Genomic DNA, 18,401 nt, shown 5'->3' with positions numbered 1-18,401 from the left:
TGTTGTTCGGGAGCAAGTGGTACGCCTTATCGTTGCTGCTAGCTCTGGGTATTCCGATGTTCCTGATTCCTTTTGCTTGGGAAACCCTACGCCCCCTGCCGCTGCCAGTCTTGTTCAACCGCCGCACTCGCGAGGTCTACTTCGAACAGAGCGGTACGCTCTACCACACTCCTTGGGACGATATCCAAGCGATAGCCGGCGAGTTCATGATCATCGGTCCGCAGATGGGGGGCATGCGCTGCGCCTCGCTGGAGGTGTTGATGCATCGCTTCGAGCATCCGCAGGAGCAGATCCTGGTCGGCCTCGGCCTGCCCATGGGCAAGACGCTGTCCCTGCAGAAGAGCCTCTGGGAGTACATCCGCGCCTACATGAACAACGGTCCGTGGTTCGACAAGGACGGCCGGCACAGCGAGTCCGATGCCTACGTGAAGCGCCTGCAGTCGGCACGGATCAAGCGCACCGACTGGCACAAGCACACCCTGGAAAAGATCCGCAAGGACAAGGCCGAGAGCCAGGGCAAGAACTACCTGAGCGGGCTGGATGCCGCGATGCTGATCGGCAACCTTCTGTTCTATCCGATGAACTGGGTGCACGAGTTCACCAACAGCATCGCCAGGCGTCGGCCTCGCAAGAGTTGGCCCAAGGTGGTGGAGGAGCGGCTACGCCCGGACGGCCCGACCAGTCGACTGGTCGATCTGGAGCGTGAACGCGGGCTAAACGTGCAAAGGACCGTCTGAGGAACCAGCTCAGCTTCAGCAGCCTGCGCAAGCCCGTGGAGTGGACCGGTAAGGACTTCGACCGACATGCCGGCCCCCGCGGCAGCACCGAGTCCAACGTAGCCACCTATCGACGCGTCTACCAGCAGGATCAAGAAGGGCGTGGCCTCGACAGAATCACCGCCAAGTCGAGGCACTCCCCCTGGGGAGGGCAAGCGCGCGGCTTCCGGTAGTCGGCAAATGACTGTTCCGCGGGCTGCGGATAGTTTCGTGGCCGGCCCCCGCTTTCGTCTCCAGCCAGCATCGGCGCACCTCCACGAGCACCGCCATCGGTTATACTCGCCGGTTTTACGCAAGCCTCAGAACAGGTGATTCCGTGAGCCAGACTACGCCTGCCGTGCGCACCTTCCAGGACCTGATCCTCGCCCTGCAAAGCTACTGGGCCGAGCAGGGCTGCGTGGTGCTGCAGCCCTACGATATGGAAGTGGGCGCCGGCACCTTCCACACCGCCACCTTCCTGCGCGCCGTCGGTCCGGAGACCTGGAACGCCGCCTACGTGCAGCCCAGCCGCCGTCCCACCGACGGCCGCTACGGCGAGAACCCCAACCGCCTGCAGCACTACTACCAGTTCCAGGTGGTCCTGAAGCCCAACCCGGAGAACTTCCAGGAGCTGTACCTCGGCTCGCTGCGCGCCATCGGCGTCGATCCGCTGGTCCACGACATCCGCTTCGTCGAGGACAACTGGGAATCGCCGACCCTCGGCGCCTGGGGCCTGGGCTGGGAAGTCTGGCTCAACGGCATGGAAGTCACCCAGTTCACCTACTTCCAGCAGGCCGGCGGCATCGAGTGCTACCCGGTGACCGGCGAGATCACCTACGGCCTCGAGCGCCTGGCCATGTACCTGCAGGGCGTCGACTCGGTGTACGACCTGGTGTGGGCCGACGGTCCGTTCGGCAAGGTGACCTACGGCGACGTGTTCCACCAGAACGAGGTGGAGCAGTCCACCTACAACTTCGAGCACGCCAACGTCGACAAGCTGTTCGAGCTGTTCGACTTCTACGAGGCCGAGGCCAACCGCCTGATCGAGCTGGAGCTGCCGCTGCCGACCTACGAGATGGTGCTCAAGGCCTCGCACACCTTCAACCTGCTCGACGCCCGCCGCGCCATCTCGGTGACCGCGCGCCAGCAGTACATCCTGCGCGTGCGCACCCTGGCCCGCGCGGTGGCGCACAGCTACCTGCAGGCGCGCGCCAAGCTCGGCTTCCCGATGGCCACCCCCGAACTGCGTGACGAAGTACTGGCCAAGCTGAAGGAGTCAGGACTGATTTCGGACGAAGTCCAGGGCAACAAAGTTCAGAAGGAGGCCGCGGAATGAGTGCACAAGATTTTCTGGTCGAACTGGGCACCGAAGAGCTGCCCCCCAAGGCGCTGAAGAGCCTCGCCGAGGCGTTCCTCGCCGGCATCGAGAAGGGCCTCAAGGCCGCCGGCCTGAGCTACGCCGGCGCGCGCCACTACGCCGCGCCGCGCCGCCTGGCGGTGTACGTCGAGCAGCTGGCCACCCAGCAGCCGGACCGCACCGTCAACCTCGACGGCCCGCCGCTGCAGGCCGCCTTCGACAAGGACGGCAACCCGACCCAGGCCGCGCTGGGCTTCGCCCGCAAGTGCGGCGTCGACCTCGAGCAGATCGACAAGAGCGGCCCCAAGCTCAAGTTCGTGCAGAGCATCCCCGGCCAGCCGGCCGCCGGCCTGCTGCCGGGCATCGTCGAGGCTTCGCTGAACGAGCTGCCGATCCCCAAGCGCATGCGCTGGGCCGCCCGCCGCGAGGAGTTCGTCCGCCCCACCCAGTGGCTGGTGATGCTGTTCGGTGACAGCGTCATCGACTGCGAGATCCTCACCCGCAAAGCCGGCCGCACCTCGCGCGGCCACCGCTTCCACCACGACGGCGTGGTGCGCATCTCCACCCCGGCCAGCTACGCCGAGGATCTGCGCAGCGCCTACGTGCTCGCCGACTTCGCCGAGCGCCGCGCGCTGATCGACGCCCGTGTCGCCGAACTGGCCAGCGCGCAGAACGGCCGCGCCATCGTCCCGGCCGACCTGCTCGACGAGGTCACCGCGCTGGTCGAGTGGCCGGTGCCGCTGGTCTGCTCGTTCGAGGAACGCTTCCTCGAGGTGCCGCAGGAGGCGCTGATCGCCACCATGCAGGACAACCAGAAGTACTTCTGCCTGGTCGACGAAGGCGGCAAGCTGCTGCCGCGCTTCATCACCGTGGCCAACGTCGAGTCCAAGGACCCGACGCAGATCATCGAAGGCAACGAGAAGGTGGTACGCCCGCGCCTGACCGACGCCGAGTTCTTCTTCAAGCAGGACAAGAAGCACGCCCTCGAAGACAACAACCAGCGCCTGGCCAACGTGGTGTTCCAGGCCCAGCTGGGCAGCGTGTTCGACAAGGCCGAGCGGGTGTCCGCGCTGGCCGCGTTCATCGCCGCGCGCATCGGTGGCGACGCCGAGCGCGCCGCGCGTGCCGGCATCCTCTGCAAGTGCGACCTGGCCAGCGAGATGGTCGGCGAGTTCCCGGAGATGCAGGGCATCGCCGGCTACTACTACGCGCTGCACGACGGCGAGCCGGCCGACGTGGCCCTGGCGCTCAACGAGCAGTACATGCCGCGCGGCGCCGGCGCCGAGCTGCCGTCCACCCTGACCGGCGCCGCCGTGGCGGTGGCCGACAAGCTGGACACCCTGGTCGGCATCTTCGGCATCGGCATGCTGCCGACCGGCTCCAAGGACCCCTACGCCCTGCGCCGCGCCGCCCTCGGCGTGCTGCGGATCCTGATCGAGAAGCAGCTGGACCTGGATCTGGCCGCCGCGGTGGCCTTTGCCGTCGAGCAGTACGGCGACAAGGTCAAGGCCGAGGGCCTGGCCGCCCAGGTGCTCGACTTCGTGTTCGACCGCCTGCGTGCGCGCTACGAGGACGAGGGCGTCGAGGTCGCCGTGTACCAGGCGGTGCGCGCCCTGGCGCCGAGCGCGCCGCTGGACTTCGACCAGCGCGTGCAGGCCGTGCAGGCCTTCCGCCAGCTGGCCGAGGCCGCCAGCCTGGCCGCCGCCAACAAGCGGGTATCCAATCTGCTGGCCAAGGCCGAAGGCGAGGTGCCGGCGCAGGTCACCAGCGCCCTGCTGGTCGAGAGCGCCGAGCAGACCCTGGCCCTGGCGATCAGCCAGGCCGCCGAGGCGGTCGCCCCGCTGGCCGCGGCGCGCAACTACCGCGCCGTGCTGGAACGCCTGGCCGCGCTGCGCGCGCCGGTGGACGCCTTCTTCGAGGAAGTGCTGGTCAACGCCGAAGACGCCGCCGTGCGCGCCAACCGCTACGCGCTGCTCGCCCAGCTGCGCGGCCTGTTCCTCGGCGTGGCGGACATCTCGCTGCTCGGCTGAGGCCAAGTGCCTGTGGATAACGGCCCAGGCCGTTATCCACAGATACTGGATTGTCGGCATTGTGGATATTTCTTCCGGATCTTATCCATAGGGCCAGAACGTAGTCACGTAGGGTGGGTTAGCCGCCCCGCGGCGTAATCCACCAAGGATGCCGTCAGGCATCCATTGGACGACGCCGGCCTGGCGGCCGGTTGGTGGGTTACGGCCTGCGGCCTGACCCACCCTACGCTCCGCTCCATCCTCCGCAGCTCGGGGCTGCCGTTATGAAACTGCTGATTCTGGACCGCGACGGGGTCATCAACGAGGATTCCGACGCCTACATCAAGTCGCTCGCCGAGTGGATTCCGATCCCCGGCTCGGTGGAGGCCATCGCCCGCCTGAGCCGCGCCGGCTGGACCGTGGCGGTGGCCACCAACCAGTCCGGTCTGGCGCGCGGCTACTACGACGAGGCCACCCTCGCGGCCATGCACGCGCGCCTGCGCCAGCTGGTGGCGGAACAGGGCGGCGAGCTCGGCCTGATCGTCCACTGCCCGCACGGCCCGGACGAGGGCTGCGCCTGCCGCAAGCCGCTGCCCGGCCTGCTGGTGCAGATCGCCCGCCACTACGACGTCGCCCTCGACGGCGTCTGGTTCGTCGGCGACAGCCCCGGCGACCTCGCCGCCGCCCGGGCGGTGGCCTGCCAGCCGGTGCTGGTGCGCAGCGGCAAGGGTGAGCGCACCCTGGCCAAGGGCCTGCCGGACGGCGTCAAGGTCTTCGACAACCTGGCGGCGGTGGCCGCCCATCTGCTGGCCGAGGAGGCCTGAACCGACCATGCAGGGTCTGCGTACCGTCGTCTTCTATGTTCTGCTCGGCCTCAGCGCGGTGATCTGGTGTCTGCTGTGCCTGCCGATCGCCCCGTTCCTGCCGCTGCACGCCCGCTACGTGCTGATCGCGCGCAGCTGGTGCCGCTTCGCCGTGGGGCTGACCCGCATGGTGCTCGGCATCCGCTACGAGGTCGAGGGCCTGGACAACATCCCCGCCCAACCCTGCGTGGTGCTGGCCAAGCACCAGAGCACCTGGGAGACCTTCTACCTCACCGGGCTGTTCGCCCCGCTGGCCCTGGTGCTCAAGCGCGAGCTGCTGCGCATCCCGTTCTTCGGCTGGGCGATGGCGCTGATCAAGCCGATCGCCATCGACCGCGACAACCCCAAGCAGGCGCTCAAGCAGGTCGCCAGCATCGGCCACGAACGCCTCGGCCAGGGCTTCTGGCTGCTGGTGTTCCCCGAAGGCACCCGCGTACCGGCCGGCGAGATGGGCAAGTTCTCGCGCAGCGGCGCGTCGCTGGCGGTCGGCGCCAACCTGCCGGTGCTGCCGATCGCCCACAACGCCGGCGAGTGCTGGCCGCGCGACGGCTGGGCCAAATACCCGGGCACCATCAAGGTGGTGATCGGCCAGCCACTGCAGGCCGAGGGCGAGGGTCCGCGCGCGGTCGCCGAGCTCAGCGCGCGTGCCGAGGCGTGGATCGCCGAAACCATGCAGCGAATCAACGGCACGGCACGCGCCGAGCAGGCAAACTGAACACCCGCGCCCTCTCCCGCCGGTGGGGGAGGGCGGACATTCCCGCGCGGAGGTGAACGGCATGGATGTGTTTCGCTACCTGCATCTGATGGTCGAGCAGGGCGGTTCGGACCTGTTCTTCAGCGTCGGCGCGCCGCCGCAGCTCAAGCGCGAGGGCCAGAGCCTGCCGATCGGCAAGACCCCGCTGCCGCCCGGATCGGTGCAGCAGCTGGCCTACCAGATGATGAACCAGAAGCAGATCGCCGAGTTCGAGCGCGACCTGGAGATGAACCTGGCCATCGGCCTCGACGGCGCCGGGCGTTTCCGCGTCAACGTCTACTACCAGCGCGGCGACGTGGCCATGGTGGTGCGCCACATCAGGAGCCAGATCCCCGGCATCGAGGAACTCGGCCTGCCGAGCAAGCTCAGCGAGCTGGCGCTGCTCGACCGCGGCCTGATCCTGGTGGTCGGCGCCGCCGGTTCCGGCAAGTCGACCACCCTGGCGTCGATGCTCGACCTGCGCAACCGCTCGCGCGGCGGGCACATCGTGTGCATCGAGGACCCGATCGAATTCATCCACAGCCACCAGCGCGCGATCATCGACCAGCGCGAGGTCGGCCTGGACACCCGCAGCTTCGAGCAGGCGCTGCTCAACGTGCTGCGCGAGTCGCCGGACGTGATCATGATCGGCGAGATCCGCGACCTCGCCACCATGCAGCACGCCCTGCGCTACAGCGAGACCGGCCACCTGTGCCTGGCCACTCTGCACGCCACCAACACCACCCAGGCCATCGAGCGCATCTGCAACTTCTTCCCCAAGGAAGCGCGGGCGCAGGTGCTCGGCGACCTGGCGCTCAACCTGCAGGCGATCGTCGGCCAGCGCCTGGTGCCGGGCCGCGAGGAGCGGCGCGTCGCCGCCGTCGAGCTGCTGCTGAAGACCCCGTACATCGCCGACCTGATCCAGCGCGACCAGCTCGACGAGATCAAGACCGCCCTCGGCCGCGGCCAGGAACTCGGCCTGCAGACCTTCGACCAGCACCTCTACACCCTGGTCCAGGCCGGGCGCATCAGCCTCGACGAGGCGCTGCGCCACGCCGACTCGCGCACCGACCTGACCCTGCGCAGCAAGCTGGCGCGCGGCTTCCACGCCGACGAGGCCGAACTCAAGGTGATGCGCGACGCCGAGCTGCTGTAGGGCAGGGGAGCGCCGGCTGGGCTAGGCTCTGACACGGGGTCGGCCAGGCCCCGTTCCACCTCTCGCCGGGAGTCCGCCATGCACCACCTCGCCCGTATCCTGCTGCTGCTCGTGGTGGTTGCCGCGGTCTACTGCTTCGTCTACTGGCTGCCGTTCGCCTTCGTGCCGCAGGAGCAGCGCCAGTGGGTCGCCAGCCTGGTGGCGCTGCTGTGCGCCGTGCTGGCCGGACGCTTCGTCTGGACCCGCAGCGCCGATCCCGGGCGCAGCCCGCTGGTGGCGATGGCTTACGGCGCCCTGGCGCTCGGCGGCATCGGCTTCTGCGCCGGTTTCTTCGGCCCGCTGCTGCTCGCCCCCGAGGCCAACCAGGGGCCGCTGCTCGGCTTCTTCATCACCGGCCCGCTGGGCTTCGTGATCGGCGCCATCGGCGGTTTCGGCTACTGGCTGAGCCGGCGCCGCCGTTCGCCGGACGCTCGCTAGTTGCCGCGCGCGACTGGCCGCGGCGTGCTGCATGCGCGTGCCGGGCGGAGTAACTTTTCCCACCTGGCGCGATCCAATCCCAGCCAACCGCCGCAGACCGAGCCGAGAGCCCCTCATGCTGATCAAGCTACCGCCCCGTTCGCAGTGCCTGTCCTCCGAGATCACTCCGGAGGCCATCTACCTGTCGCGCCGCCGCTTCCTCGGCGCCAGCGCTGCGGCCCTCGGCGCCGCCGCCTTGCCCGCCTGGGCGTGGACCGCGGCCGAGGACTACGCCGGGGTCGAGCCGGCCACGGCGCCGGCCTGGTTCACCGACAAGCTGGCGACCACCCGCTGGCGGGCGGTCGAGGCGCCCGGCGAGAGCCTGACGCCGTTCCGCGACGCCACCGCCTACAACAACTTCTACGAGTTCGGCCCGGACAAGGGCGACCCGGCGGCCCACGCCGGCCAGCTGCCCACCGAGCCGTGGAGCGTGCTGATCGACGGCGCGGTGGGCAAGCCGGGACGCTACGACCTGGAAAGCCTGGTCCGCCCGCACGCGCTGGAGGAGCGCATCTACCGCCTGCGCTGTGTCGAGGGCTGGTCGATGGTCATCCCCTGGCTGGGCTTTCCCCTCGGCGAGCTGCTCAGGCGCGCCGAGCCCGCTGGCAGCGCCCGCTATGTGGCCTTCGAGACGCTGGTCGACCCTGAGCACATGCCCGGCCAGCGCTCGGCCTTCGCCCTGCTCGACTGGCCGTACCGCGAGGGCCTGCGCCTCGACGAGGCCATGCACCCGCTGACCATCCTCGCCGTGGGCATGTACGGCCGCGTGCTGGCCAAGCAGAACGGCGCACCGCTGCGCCTGGTGGTGCCGTGGAAGTACGGCTTCAAGAGCATCAAGTCGATCGTGCGCATCAGCCTCAGCGAACAGCCGCCGGCCACCACCTGGAACCGCATGGCCCCCGAGGAGTACGGCTTCTACGCCAACGTCAATCCCGCCGTCGACCACCCGCGCTGGAGCCAGAAGCGCGAACGGCGCCTGCCGAGCGGCCTGTTCAGCCCCAACCTGCGCGATACCCTGCCGTTCAACGGCTACGCCGAGGAGGTCGCCGGCCTGTATGCCGGCATGGACCTGCGCAAGGACTACTGACCATGAAGCATCCGCTCTGGCGCGCCGCCGTGTTCGCCGCCGCGCTGCTGCCGCCGCCGCTGTGGTTCTACCAGGCATGGACCTTCGCCCTCGGCCCCGACCCGGGCAAGGTGCTGCTCGAGCGCCTCGGCCAGGGCAGCCTGATCCTCCTGCTGCTCACCCTCAGCCTCACCCCGCTGCAGCGCGCGACGCACTGGAGCGGCTGGGCGGCGGTGCGCCGCCAGCTCGGCCTGTGGAGCTTCGCCTACGCCTGCGGCCATCTGGCCAGCTACCTGCTGTTCGTCCTCGGCCTGGAGTTCGCCCGCCTCGGCGAGGAGCTCGGCGAGCGCCCCTACATCCTGCTCGGCGCGCTGACCTGGTGCGCCCTGCTGCCGCTGGCGCTGACCTCCAACCGCTTCAGCATGCGCCGCCTCGGCAGGCGCTGGAAACCGCTGCACCGGCTGGCCTATGCGGCCCTCGCCCTGGCGCTGCTGCACATGCTCTGGGTGGTGCGCGCGGACCTCGGCGCGTGGAGCCTGTACTGCGCCTGGGCCCTGCTCCTGCTGGCGCTGCGCCTGCCGGGGGTGACGCGCCGGCTCGCGCAGTGGCGGGGCAGGGAGGAGGCGCGCGGCTGAACCGGCCGTGCTATGGTCGACGGCGGCGGCGCCCGTGCTCCGCCGCCTCCCCAAGCACAACCCCAGGAGTTCAGGATGAACACCGCCCTCGCTTTCCGCCCCGTGCGCGACACCGACCTCGCCGCCATCTGCGCCTTCGCGCGCAGCGCCGAGGAGCTCTACTACCTCGCCCCGCGCGCCAGCTTCCCGCTCACCGTCGAGCAGTTGGCGACCAGCATCGCCCAGCGCAGCGACTCCAGCGTGGTGTGCCGCGGCGATGCGGTGCTGGGCTTCGCCAACATCTACAAGCGCGAGGCGGGCGCCTGCTGGGTCGGCAACGTCGCGGTGGCACCCGAGGCGCGCCGCCAGGGCGTGGCGGGCTTCCTGATGCAGCGCATGGCCCAGCTGGCCCGTGAGCGCCACGCCGCCGGCGAGCTGCGGGTGTCCTGCTTCAACCCCAACACCGCCGCCCTGCGCCTGTACGCTCGCCTCGGCTACACGCCGTTCGCCCTGGAGGAGCGACTGGATGGCCAGCAGCAGCCGATCATGCTGATCCACCTGCGTCTGCCGCTCGCGGCGGCCTGAGCCGCACTCTGCCAGGCAGCGCGCAACCCGCGCCGCCTGGCTCTGCTAGAGTGAGCGCTCGCCTTCGACAAACGGAATTGTCCATGCGCAACCTTCTCCTGCTGCTCGCCCTGTGTGGTGGCGGCTACCAGGCCTGGGAACACTTCTCCCGCGAGAGCAACGTCCCGCTGCACGCCGGGCCCTACCTGGCCGTCTACGGCCGTGACGCCTGCGGCTACACCCAGGCCACCCTGCGCCAGCTCAACCAGGCCGGTATCCGCTACCGGTACCACTCGGTGGACGAGCCGGCGGTGTCCGACCTGCTGCACCGGCGCATGCAGAACGCCGGGCTCGAGGTGCGCCGCTACCTGCTGCCGGTGGTCGATCTGAACAACGCCATCACGGTGCATCCGGACAACCGCGAGCTGGTGGCGCAGGCGCGCCAGCAGCTGCGCTGAACGAGCAACAGCCATGCTGCCGAAGCATCCGCTGGTCCGCCTGGGTCTGCTGCCGCTCGCCTGGTTCGCCTTCCTGTTTTGGCTCGAGAACTTCGCCATCTGGGGGAACCGGGCCAGCAGCCAATCCCCGGCCGGCGACACCACCGCCCACCTGATGAGCCTGAACAGCGAGAGCAGCAAGCCAGGCCATGCACCCTACGGTCTGCATGTGTTCCTCGCCCCGGCGTGGCTGCCGCTGCCACAGCGCTTCGGCGAATTGGTCTTTGCCAGCTACTGCCAAGGCGAGGCGGCCATCGCTTGGCAGGCGGCAGACCGGCTGGTCATCCGCTGTGATGCTCGCGAGATCAGGACGCCGCCGACCAGCCGGCGCGGCATCGCTGTGCGACTCTCCAGCTCCCCCCGCCAGTCACCCGTGAACCACTGGCAACCTGAGCCGAACGCTCAGGAGACACCAGCACAGAACACGCCATGAATCCCCGCTTCCGCGACATGCACCGGGCAGAAATCCAGCGACAGACCGTGCGCCGCTACGAACTGATCTCCGGTATCCATGCGGTGCCCTGGCTGCTCGGTTTCATTGCCGGCCTGCTGATCCTCTGGCCAATCGCCTGCCTGCCGGTACTGCTCCTGGCCTGGTGGACAACCCGCCGCCTCATACACTTCAGTCAGCGCAACATCATCGGCGTCGCATTAAGCGGATGGTGGCAGCACCTGCTGCTGTTCCTCGGCGGACTGATTCCAGCCGCACTCATCGTCAGCGGCCACGGCAACCCATTCATCAACGCTCTTCCGCTGCTGATTTCGGCGCCGCTGAACTACTACAACTGGACAAGGCATCGGCGCCGTTTGCACATGCATGTCGCCCGGGATTACCTTCGCGAACTGCCCGGGCACTCCCGAGACACATCTTCCCAGCCCGCCACTCACCGCCAGGGACGCATCCCATGACCGACGAAGAGTACCGCCACGCCTCCCTCGCCGTGCTGCGCGAGATCCGCGACGGCCAGCGCGAGATCCTCGCCCAGCTCGCTGCCCAGCGCGCATTGGCCGAGGAACAGCTCGCCCGCTCGCGGGAGAAAGTCGAGGAGTCCATCGGCCTGCAGAAGCTGGCCCTGCAGCGCCAGAGCGCGATCACCCGGATCGCCGTGCCGGGCATCCTCGTCTGCATCACGGCAATCGCTTACCTGGTGCTGCGCTACTTCTAGCCATGCAGATCGAACTCCACCGCCAGCGCGGTTACTTCGCAAGCTCGATGGCACTGGACGTCCTCGCCGATGGCCGCAAGCTTGCCACGCTGTGCGGCGGCCAGCGCTGTCACCTGGAGCTGCCCGAGCAGGGCGCCGTGCTGCAGGTGACAATGGGCATGTTTTCCAGCCCGCCGCTGCAGATCACCCCGGATGATCGCGGACGGCTCTTCGCCTGTGGCGGTGCATGGTGGCTGTGGCTGGACGTCGTCTCTCTCTGCTACCTGCCGGCGCTGGCGCGGCGCGCCCTGTTCCTGCGCCCGGCTTGAATGGTTCCACGTGGAACATCCGCTAGCGGCAGGTCCACTGCTGCATCTGTTCCACGTGGAACAGGCCCGGCAGGGGCGCACTCAGCGGCGCACCTTGCTGGCCGGCTCGCCGCCGATGCCCCAGTGATCCTTGGGCACCTCGCTGATCAGCACCCGCACGCGGTCCAGCGGCGAGTCGAGGGTGCGCGCCAGCGCCTCGCTGACCTCGCGGATCATCGCTTCCTTCTGCTCGGCGCTGCGGCCTTCCATGATGTGCACATGGGCAATCGGCATGAGACGGTTCCTCGCGAAAAAGTCCCCGGCCGGCGGCCGGGGCAATAGGGGTTAACTCAGACGAAGCGCGCGGAGACGCTGCCCAGGCCCTGGTAGCGCACGGTGACGTTGTCGCCCGGCGCAACCGCCACGGCGGCGGTGATGCCGCCGGTCATGATGAAGGTGCCGGCCGGGATGTGCTCGCCGCGCTCGGCCAGCAGGTTGGCCAGCATGGCCACGCTGGACAGCGGATGGCCGAGCACCGCAGCACCGGCGCCGACTTCCACTACCTCGCCGTTCTTCTCCATCACCACGCCGAGGGTGCGCAGGTCGACGTCCGCCAGGTTGGCCATCTGGCCGCCGGTGATGTAGCGGGTCGAGGAGGCGTTGTCGGCCACCACGCTGATCAGGTCGAACTTGAAGTTCTCGTAGCGCGAGTCGATCACCTCGACGGTGGGGATCACGTAGTCGATCGCCGCGATCACGTCGCCGATGTGGCAACCCGGGCCGTGCAGCGGCGCCTTGGTGACCACGGAGATTTCCGCCTCGATCTTCGGGTGGATCAGCTTGGAGCAGTCGACCACGCCGCCGTCCGGCACGCTGAAGTAGTCGGAGAGGAAGCCGTAGATCGGCGTCTCCACGCCCATCTGCGCCATCTTCGCCCAGGAGGTAAGGCCCATCTTCAGGCCGACGGTCTTGTTGCCGCGGGCTTCCTTGCGGCGACGGATCTCCCACTGGATGTCGTAGGCGTCGGCGAAGGTCATCGCCGGATAGTCGTTGGTGATCTTCGGAATGTCGTGGACATTCAGCTCGGCGCCTTCGACGTGCTCGGCCAGGGCCAGCACCTGTTCGCGGGTCAGGGTACGGTTCATGCGGTCACCTTCTGGGTCTGGCGGGCCTTGGCCATGTCGAGGGCCAGGTCTTCGATCATGTCTTCCTGGCCGCCGACGGTACCGCGGCGGCCGAGTTCTACGAGGATGTCGCGGGCCGGCACGCCGTACTTCTTCTCGGCGCGCTGGGCGAACAGCAGGAACGAGCTGTACACGCCGGCGTAGCCCAGGGTCAGGGCATCGCGGTCGACGCGGATCGGCTGGTCCATCAGCGGCACCACCAGGTCCTCGGCGACGTCCATGATCTTGTACAGGTCGATACCGGTCTCGGCGCCCATGCGCTTGAGCACCGCGCACAGCACCTCCAGCGGGGTGTTGCCGGCGCCGGCGCCGAGGCCCGCCACCGAGCCGTCGATGCGCACCGCACCGGCCTCGATGGCGGCCAGCGAGTTGGCGATGGCCATGCCCATGTTGTGGTGGCCGTGGAAGCCGATCTGGGTGGCCGGGTTCAGTTCGGCGCGCAGCAGGCCGATCTTCTGGCTGACCTCGTCGGGCAGCATGTAGCCGGCCGAGTCGGTGCAGTAGATGCAGTTGGCGCCGTAGCTTTCCATCAGGCGGGCCTGCTCCAGCACCTTCTCCGGGCTGGCCATGTGCGCCATCATCAGGAAGCCGACGGTGTCGACGCCCATCTTCGCCGCCATGCCGATATGCTGCTCGGAGACGTCCGCTTCCGTGCAGTGGGTGGCGACGCGGATGGTCGACACGCCGCAGTCCACCGCCATCTTCAGGTGGTCGACGGTACCGATGCCCGGCAGCAGCAGGGCGGAGACCTTGGCCTGCTTGAGCTGCGGGATCACCGTGCTGAGGTACTCCTCGTCGCTGTGCGCCGGGAAGCCGTAGTTGATCGAGCGCCCGCCGAGGCCGTCGCCGTGGGTGATCTCGATCAGCGGCATGCCGGCGGCGTCGAGGCCGGTGGCCACGGCGACCATCTGCTCGAGGCTGATCTGGTGGCGCTTGGCGTGCATGCCGTCGCGCAGGCTCATGTCGTGCAGGGTGACTTGCTTGCCTTGCAGATTCATCGTGCTATTCCCCTCAGGCCAGTGCAGCTTCGCGGCTCGGCAGTTGGATGGTGCCGGCGGCGATTTCCTCGGCGAACATCTCGGCGGTGCGCAGACCGGCGGCGGTCATGATGTCCAGGTTGCCGGCGTACTTGGGCAGGTAGTCGCCCAGGCCCTCGACCTCCATGAAGATCGACACGCGGTTGCCGTCGAACACCGGGCCGTTCTTCAGGCGGTAGCCCGGCACGTACTTCTGCACCTCGGCGAGCATGGCGTGCACGGATGCGGTGATGGCATCGCGGTCCGGCTCGCTCTCGGTCAGGCAGTGGATGGTGTCGCGCATCATCAGCGGCGGCTCGGCCGGGTTGATGATGATGATCGCCTTGCCTTCCTTCGCCCCGCCAACCTTCTCGATGGCGCCGGCGGTGGTGCGGGTGAACTCGTCGATGTTCTTGCGGGTGCCTGGGCCGACCGAGCGCGAGGACACGGTGGCGACGATCTCGCCGTAGGCCACCGGCTGCACGCGCGACACCGCGGCGACCATCGGGATGGTCGCCTGGCCGCCGCAGGTGACCATGTTGACGTTCATCTCCAGCTTGCCGACGTGCTCCTTGAGGTTCACCGGCGGCACGCAGAACGGACCGATGGCGGCCGGGGTCAGGTCGATCATCAGCACGCCCAGCTCGTTGAGCTTGCGGCTGTTCTCGGCATGGGCGTAGGCGCTGGTGGCGTCGAAGGCGACGCGGATGTCGTCGGCGATGACGTGCGGCAGCAGGCCGTCGACGCCCTCGGCGGTGGTCTTCAGGCCGAACTCGCGGGCGCGCTTGAGGCCGTCGGACTCGGGGTCGATGCCGACCATCCACACCGGCTCGATCCACTCGGAGCGCAGCATCTTCATCACCAGGTCGGTACCGATGTTGCCCGGGCCGATGATCGCCGCTTTCAGTTTCTTGCTCATGGGTCTTTCCCCTGTTCTTGTTCGGTCAGGTGAAACGCACGCTGGCGCTGCCGATGCCACCGATCTCGACGCGCATGAAGTCGCCGGCCTTGACCGGCTCCAGCGGCACCAGGGAACCGGAGAGGATCACTTCGCCGGCCTTCAGGCCGATGCCGAAATGGCCGAGGGTGTTGGCCAGCCAGGCCACGCAGTTGACCGGCGAGCCCAGCGCGGCGGCGCCGGCGCCGGTGCTGATCTGCTGGCCGTTCTTCTCCACCACCATGCCGCAGGTGACCAGGTCGACCTGGCGCGGGGAGACGGCCTGGTCGCCGAGGATGAACAGGCCGCAGGAGGCGTTGTCGGCGACGGTGTCCTGGATTTTGATCTTCCAGTCCTGGATGCGCGAATCGACCACCTCGAAGCAGGGGATCACGCACTCGGTGGCGGCCAGCACGTCGGCGTTGGTGATGCCGGGGCCCATCAGGTCCTTCTTGAGGATGAAGGCGATCTCGCCCTCGGCCTTGGGCTGGATCAGGCGGTCGCTGATCGGCATCACCGCGCCGCTGCTGAACACCATGGCGTCGGTCAGGTAGCCGAAGTCCGGCTGGTTGACGCCGAGCATGGTCTGCACGGCCTTGCTGGTCAGGCCGATCTTCTTGCCGATGATCCGCTCGCCGGCGGCCAGGCGGCGCTCGAGCATGCGCAGGGAGATCTGGTAGGCGTCGTCGATGGTCAGGTCATAGCGGCTGGTCAGCGGGGCCACGGCCTCGCGGCTCTGCATGGCCTGGTAGAGCTCGTCGCCGAGCTGGTTGATCAGTTCTTGGTTCATGCGCATTGTTCCTGAAGGTTGGCGGCGGCGGCGAGGCCGGGCGCAATCGCCCGCGCCTCGCCGCCGCGGTTCATGGCTGACTTACAGCTTCACGCAGATGTTCTTCAGCTCGGTGTAGAACTCCAGCGAGTGCACCCCGCCTTCGCGGCCGATGCCCGACTGCTTGCTGCCGCCGAAGGCGGTGCGCAGGTCGCGCAGGAACCAGCTGTTGACCCAGACGATGCCGGCCTCGATCTGCCCGGCGACGCGGTGGGCGCGCGAGCTGTTCTCGGTCCAGATCGCCGAGGCCAGGCCGTAGGGCAGGCTGTTGGCCAGCTCGATGGCTTCCTCCTCGGTGTCGAACGGACGGATGTGGCAGCACGGGCCGAAGATTTCCTCGGTGACCACCGCCGAGTCGTCGGGCAGGCCGGTCCAGATGGTCGGCTGCACCCAGGCGCCGCCGGCCAGGTGCGCCGGCATGTCCGGCACGCCGCCGCCGGTGACGACGGTGGCGCCCTCGTCCTTGGCCTTCTGGTAGTAGCTGAGGACCTTCTCGCGGTGCTTGTGGCTGACCAGCGAGCCGAAGTTGGCGCTCGGGTCGTTCGGCTCGCCGATCTTCAGCGCCTCGGCGCCGGCCTTCAGGCGGGCGACGAACTCGTCGAAGATCGGCCGCTCGACGTAGACGCGCTCGGTGCCCAGGCAGACCTGGCCGCAGTTGGCGAAGGCCGAGCGCAGGGTGCCCTCGATGGCCTTGTCCATGTCGCAGTCGGCGAACACGATGCCGGCATTCTTGCCGCCCAGCTCCAGCGACACCTGGCGCACGCCCTTGGCGGCGGCGCGCATGATGGTCTCGCCGGTGCCGGTCTCGCCGGTGAAGGTGATGGCGTCGACGTCCGGGTGGGCGGTGAGGAAGGCACCGGCCGAGTTGCCGCCGAAGCCGTGCACCACGTTGTACACGCCGGCCGGCACGCCGGCGGCGTTCATCACCTCGCCGAGCAGGGCGGTGGTGGTGGGGGTCTCTTCCGAGGGCTTGACCACCACGGTGTTGCCGCAGGCCAGCGCCGGGCCGACCTTCCAGGTCATCAGCAGCAGCGGCAGGTTCCACGGGCTGATCACGCCGATCACGCCCTTGGGGCGGCGCACGCCGTAGTTGAGCGCGCCGGTGCCGTCCGGGGTGGCCATCTCGAAGGCCTCGGTCGGCACGTTCTTCACCAGGTCGGCGAACACCTTGAAGTTGGCGGCACCGCGCGGGATGTCGATGTGCGAGGCCAGCGACTTCGGCTTGCCGGTGTCCAGGCACTCGGCCTCGAGGAACTCGTCGAAGCGCGCGGTGATGCCGTCGGCGACCCGATGCAGGATCTCGGTGCGCTCGGCCACGCTCATCTTGCCCCACGGGCCCTTGAGCGCGGCGCGGGCGGCCTTGACCGCGGCGTCGACCTCGGCCTCGCCGGCCTCGTGGATCTTGGCGATCACCTGGCCATTGACCGGGTTGACGTTGTCGAACAGCTTGCCGCTGGCGGAGCCGACGTATTCGCCGTTGATGAAGTGCTTGATCTCTTTCATGGATGCAGTCTCGGGATCAGGTCAGGACGGTGAGGAAGCGCTCGTTGAGCTCGCGGTCGTGGTAGAAGATCGCCTTGCCCAGCTGGTCGGCGGTCCAGGTCACCGGCGGGTGGTCCGGGTAGTGGTAGTCGCCGCCGCAGAACACCTCGTTGCGGTTGCCGGACGGGTCGAAGAAGTAGATGGTCTTGCCGTGGGTCAGGCCGTGGCGGGTCGGGCCGATGTCGATCGAGGTGTTGGTCATGCTGATCAGGTCGGCGGCGCGCAGCACGTCGTCCCAGGTCTCGAGGAAGAACGAGGCGTGGTGCAGCTTGCCCTGCTCCGGATGCAGGATGAACGCCACGTCGTGGGCCTTCATGCCGACGCTGAGGAACTGGGCGACGCGCTTGCCCTCGGGGTCGACCACCTGCTCGGCCAGGTCGAAGCCGAGCACCTCGGTGAACAGGCGCAGGGTCTCGTCGAGGTGGCCGCCGTAGAGCAGGGCGTGGTCGAAGCGGGTCGCCTTCATGCCCTTGAGGCCGCGCGGCCAGGCTTCCGGGTTGACCTCGGAGAGGCCCCACTTGCCGGTCTGCTCCTTCTCGGCGAACAGCTCGAAGCGGTGGCCAGTCGGCGCGCTGAAGCGGATGCGCCGGCCGCAGCCCTTCAGCTCGCCGGCGGGGATGCTCTCCACGGCGCAGCCGAAGGCCACCAGCTCCTCGGTCAGGCGGCCGAGGGTGGCGTCGTCGAGCACCTTGAAGGCCATGAAGTCCATGCCGGCCTCGTCGGCCTCGCGCAGCACCACCGAGAACTTGTCGACCTCGGTCCAGCCCTTGAGATAGACGCGGCCCTTGTCGTCGCGGTCGACCTCGATCAGGCCGAGCAGCTCGACGTAGTGTTCCAGGGCCTGGGCCATGTCCAGCACGCGCAGCTGGATGTGCCCGGGGCGCATCACTCCTTTCTTCATCTCGACACCTCTTGTCTTTGTTGTCGGATCAAACGGGTTTGGATCCGCGCGCGGATCCGCGGGCCATGACGCAGCTCAGCGCGGCACGCGCTGCGAACGGTAGGGAAGGGGCAGGACGGCACCCGACACGGCGGCGGCGGGCGGGGAGGGATGACGCGCGGGGCGCGGCAGGATGGCGATGGGCATGGCGAGCGTACCGTCGTTGTTATTGTCTGCGGCTGGCCCGGGCAGCGCGGTCGTGACAGCAGCGACCGGCATGCCTGGTGGCAGTGCTTCAGCAACGGCTGTGCCAAAGCCCCGCATGACAATCCGGGATTTATTGCAAGTTACTGATTCAAAAGGATTTTTATGATGATGCCAGGTGCCGCCGGAGCTGCCTGGACGCCACTGCCGGCGCGGACGAGCGCCG

General features: G+C 68.4%; 22 protein-coding genes. 15 read left to right on the top strand and 7 right to left on the bottom strand.

Translation table 11 applies throughout. From position 1 onward, the window contains the following. The first annotated feature begins 110 nt into the window (after positions 1-110). From BLT78_RS21750 to BLT78_RS17265, 15 genes are all read left to right on the top strand, one after another. Positions 111-737, top strand: a complete 627-nt coding sequence (locus BLT78_RS21750) for a hypothetical protein (protein WP_231975647.1) — start codon at positions 111-113, stop codon at positions 735-737. Positions 738-1,092: 355 nt separating this feature from the next. After that, the gene (glyQ, locus tag BLT78_RS17330; protein ID WP_090350924.1) at positions 1,093-2,091 is read left to right on the top strand and encodes a glycine--tRNA ligase subunit alpha; all 999 of its coding nucleotides are present in this window, start codon (positions 1,093-1,095) and stop codon (positions 2,089-2,091) included. Continuing rightward, on the top strand, positions 2,088-4,142 hold the full coding sequence (gene glyS, locus BLT78_RS17325) for a glycine--tRNA ligase subunit beta (protein ID WP_090350922.1): 2,055 nt from the start codon (positions 2,088-2,090) through the stop codon (positions 4,140-4,142). Before glyQ ends, glyS begins: the two co-directional genes overlap by 4 nt. Positions 4,143-4,405: 263 nt before the next feature. Beyond that, positions 4,406-4,945, top strand: a complete 540-nt coding sequence (gene gmhB, locus BLT78_RS17320) for a D-glycero-beta-D-manno-heptose 1,7-bisphosphate 7-phosphatase (RefSeq protein WP_090350921.1) — start codon at positions 4,406-4,408, stop codon at positions 4,943-4,945. Between the two features lie 7 nt (positions 4,946-4,952). After that, a complete protein-coding gene (locus BLT78_RS17315) occupies positions 4,953-5,699 on the top strand; it encodes a lysophospholipid acyltransferase family protein (protein ID WP_090350918.1) in 747 nt (248 codons plus the stop codon). A gap of 61 nt (positions 5,700-5,760) precedes the next feature. Further along, positions 5,761-6,873 (top strand): PilT/PilU family type 4a pilus ATPase, encoded by a 1,113-nt coding sequence (locus BLT78_RS17310; protein ID WP_090350916.1) that lies wholly within the window; start codon positions 5,761-5,763, stop codon positions 6,871-6,873. Between the two features lie 78 nt (positions 6,874-6,951). Then, on the top strand, positions 6,952-7,350 hold the full coding sequence (locus BLT78_RS17305; RefSeq protein ID WP_090350914.1) for a hypothetical protein: 399 nt from the start codon (positions 6,952-6,954) through the stop codon (positions 7,348-7,350). A gap of 115 nt (positions 7,351-7,465) precedes the next feature. Continuing rightward, the gene (gene msrP / locus BLT78_RS17300; RefSeq protein ID WP_090350912.1) at positions 7,466-8,476 is read left to right on the top strand and encodes a protein-methionine-sulfoxide reductase catalytic subunit MsrP; all 1,011 of its coding nucleotides are present in this window, start codon (positions 7,466-7,468) and stop codon (positions 8,474-8,476) included. A 2-nt stretch (positions 8,477-8,478) separates the two neighbouring features. Next, positions 8,479-9,090, top strand: a complete 612-nt coding sequence (msrQ, locus tag BLT78_RS17295; RefSeq protein ID WP_090350910.1) for a protein-methionine-sulfoxide reductase heme-binding subunit MsrQ — start codon at positions 8,479-8,481, stop codon at positions 9,088-9,090. A 75-nt stretch (positions 9,091-9,165) separates the two neighbouring features. Then, positions 9,166-9,654, top strand: coding sequence for a GNAT family N-acetyltransferase (locus BLT78_RS17290; RefSeq protein ID WP_090350908.1), 489 nt, complete (start codon positions 9,166-9,168; stop codon positions 9,652-9,654). A gap of 83 nt (positions 9,655-9,737) precedes the next feature. Continuing rightward, positions 9,738-10,091, top strand: coding sequence for a glutaredoxin family protein (locus BLT78_RS17285; protein ID WP_090350907.1), 354 nt, complete (start codon positions 9,738-9,740; stop codon positions 10,089-10,091). Positions 10,092-10,104: 13 nt separating this feature from the next. Continuing rightward, entirely contained in the window at positions 10,105-10,563 is a 459-nt protein-coding gene (locus tag BLT78_RS17280) for a hypothetical protein (protein ID WP_090350905.1), read from the top strand. Then, a complete protein-coding gene (locus tag BLT78_RS17275; protein WP_090350903.1) occupies positions 10,560-11,039 on the top strand; it encodes a hypothetical protein in 480 nt (159 codons plus the stop codon). The genes BLT78_RS17280 and BLT78_RS17275 overlap by 4 nt, the downstream gene beginning before the upstream one ends. Continuing rightward, on the top strand, positions 11,036-11,296 hold the full coding sequence (locus BLT78_RS17270) for a hypothetical protein (protein WP_090350901.1): 261 nt from the start codon (positions 11,036-11,038) through the stop codon (positions 11,294-11,296). The genes BLT78_RS17275 and BLT78_RS17270 overlap by 4 nt, the downstream gene beginning before the upstream one ends. A 2-nt stretch (positions 11,297-11,298) precedes the next feature. Beyond that, complete coding sequence (locus tag BLT78_RS17265; RefSeq protein ID WP_090350899.1) at positions 11,299-11,604, top strand: hypothetical protein; 306 nt, start codon at positions 11,299-11,301, stop codon at positions 11,602-11,604. Between the two features lie 81 nt (positions 11,605-11,685). Here BLT78_RS17265 and BLT78_RS17260 read toward each other — a convergent pair whose 3' ends face one another. The 7 genes from BLT78_RS17260 to BLT78_RS17230 form a co-directional block, all read right to left on the bottom strand. Next, complete coding sequence (locus BLT78_RS17260; protein WP_256015935.1) at positions 11,686-11,922, bottom strand: 4-oxalocrotonate tautomerase; 237 nt, start codon at positions 11,920-11,922, stop codon at positions 11,686-11,688. 11 nt (positions 11,923-11,933) lie between these two features. After that, on the bottom strand, positions 11,934-12,728 hold the full coding sequence (gene dmpH, locus BLT78_RS17255) for a 2-oxo-3-hexenedioate decarboxylase (RefSeq protein ID WP_090350896.1): 795 nt from the start codon (positions 12,726-12,728) through the stop codon (positions 11,934-11,936). Next, complete coding sequence (dmpG, locus tag BLT78_RS17250; RefSeq protein WP_090350894.1) at positions 12,725-13,765, bottom strand: 4-hydroxy-2-oxovalerate aldolase; 1,041 nt, start codon at positions 13,763-13,765, stop codon at positions 12,725-12,727. Before dmpG ends, dmpH begins: the two co-directional genes overlap by 4 nt. Positions 13,766-13,778: 13 nt before the next feature. Further along, a complete protein-coding gene (locus tag BLT78_RS17245; protein ID WP_090350892.1) occupies positions 13,779-14,702 on the bottom strand; it encodes an acetaldehyde dehydrogenase (acetylating) in 924 nt (307 codons plus the stop codon). A 25-nt stretch (positions 14,703-14,727) separates the two neighbouring features. Further along, positions 14,728-15,510, bottom strand: a complete 783-nt coding sequence (dmpE, locus tag BLT78_RS17240; RefSeq protein WP_090350891.1) for a 2-oxopent-4-enoate hydratase — start codon at positions 15,508-15,510, stop codon at positions 14,728-14,730. 81 nt (positions 15,511-15,591) lie between these two features. Next, a complete protein-coding gene (locus BLT78_RS17235) occupies positions 15,592-17,052 on the bottom strand; it encodes a 2-hydroxymuconic semialdehyde dehydrogenase (RefSeq protein ID WP_090350888.1) in 1,461 nt (486 codons plus the stop codon). A gap of 16 nt (positions 17,053-17,068) precedes the next feature. Further along, entirely contained in the window at positions 17,069-17,992 is a 924-nt protein-coding gene (locus tag BLT78_RS17230; protein WP_090350886.1) for a catechol 2,3-dioxygenase, read from the bottom strand. Positions 17,993-18,401: the final 409 nt, after the last annotated feature.

It is taken from the genome of Pseudomonas oryzae (assembly GCF_900104805.1).
GTDB lineage: Bacteria > Pseudomonadota > Gammaproteobacteria > Pseudomonadales > Pseudomonadaceae > Geopseudomonas > Geopseudomonas oryzae.
Note: the sequence above shows the minus strand (reverse complement) of the source record. Positions and strands in the feature narration are given on the sequence as shown.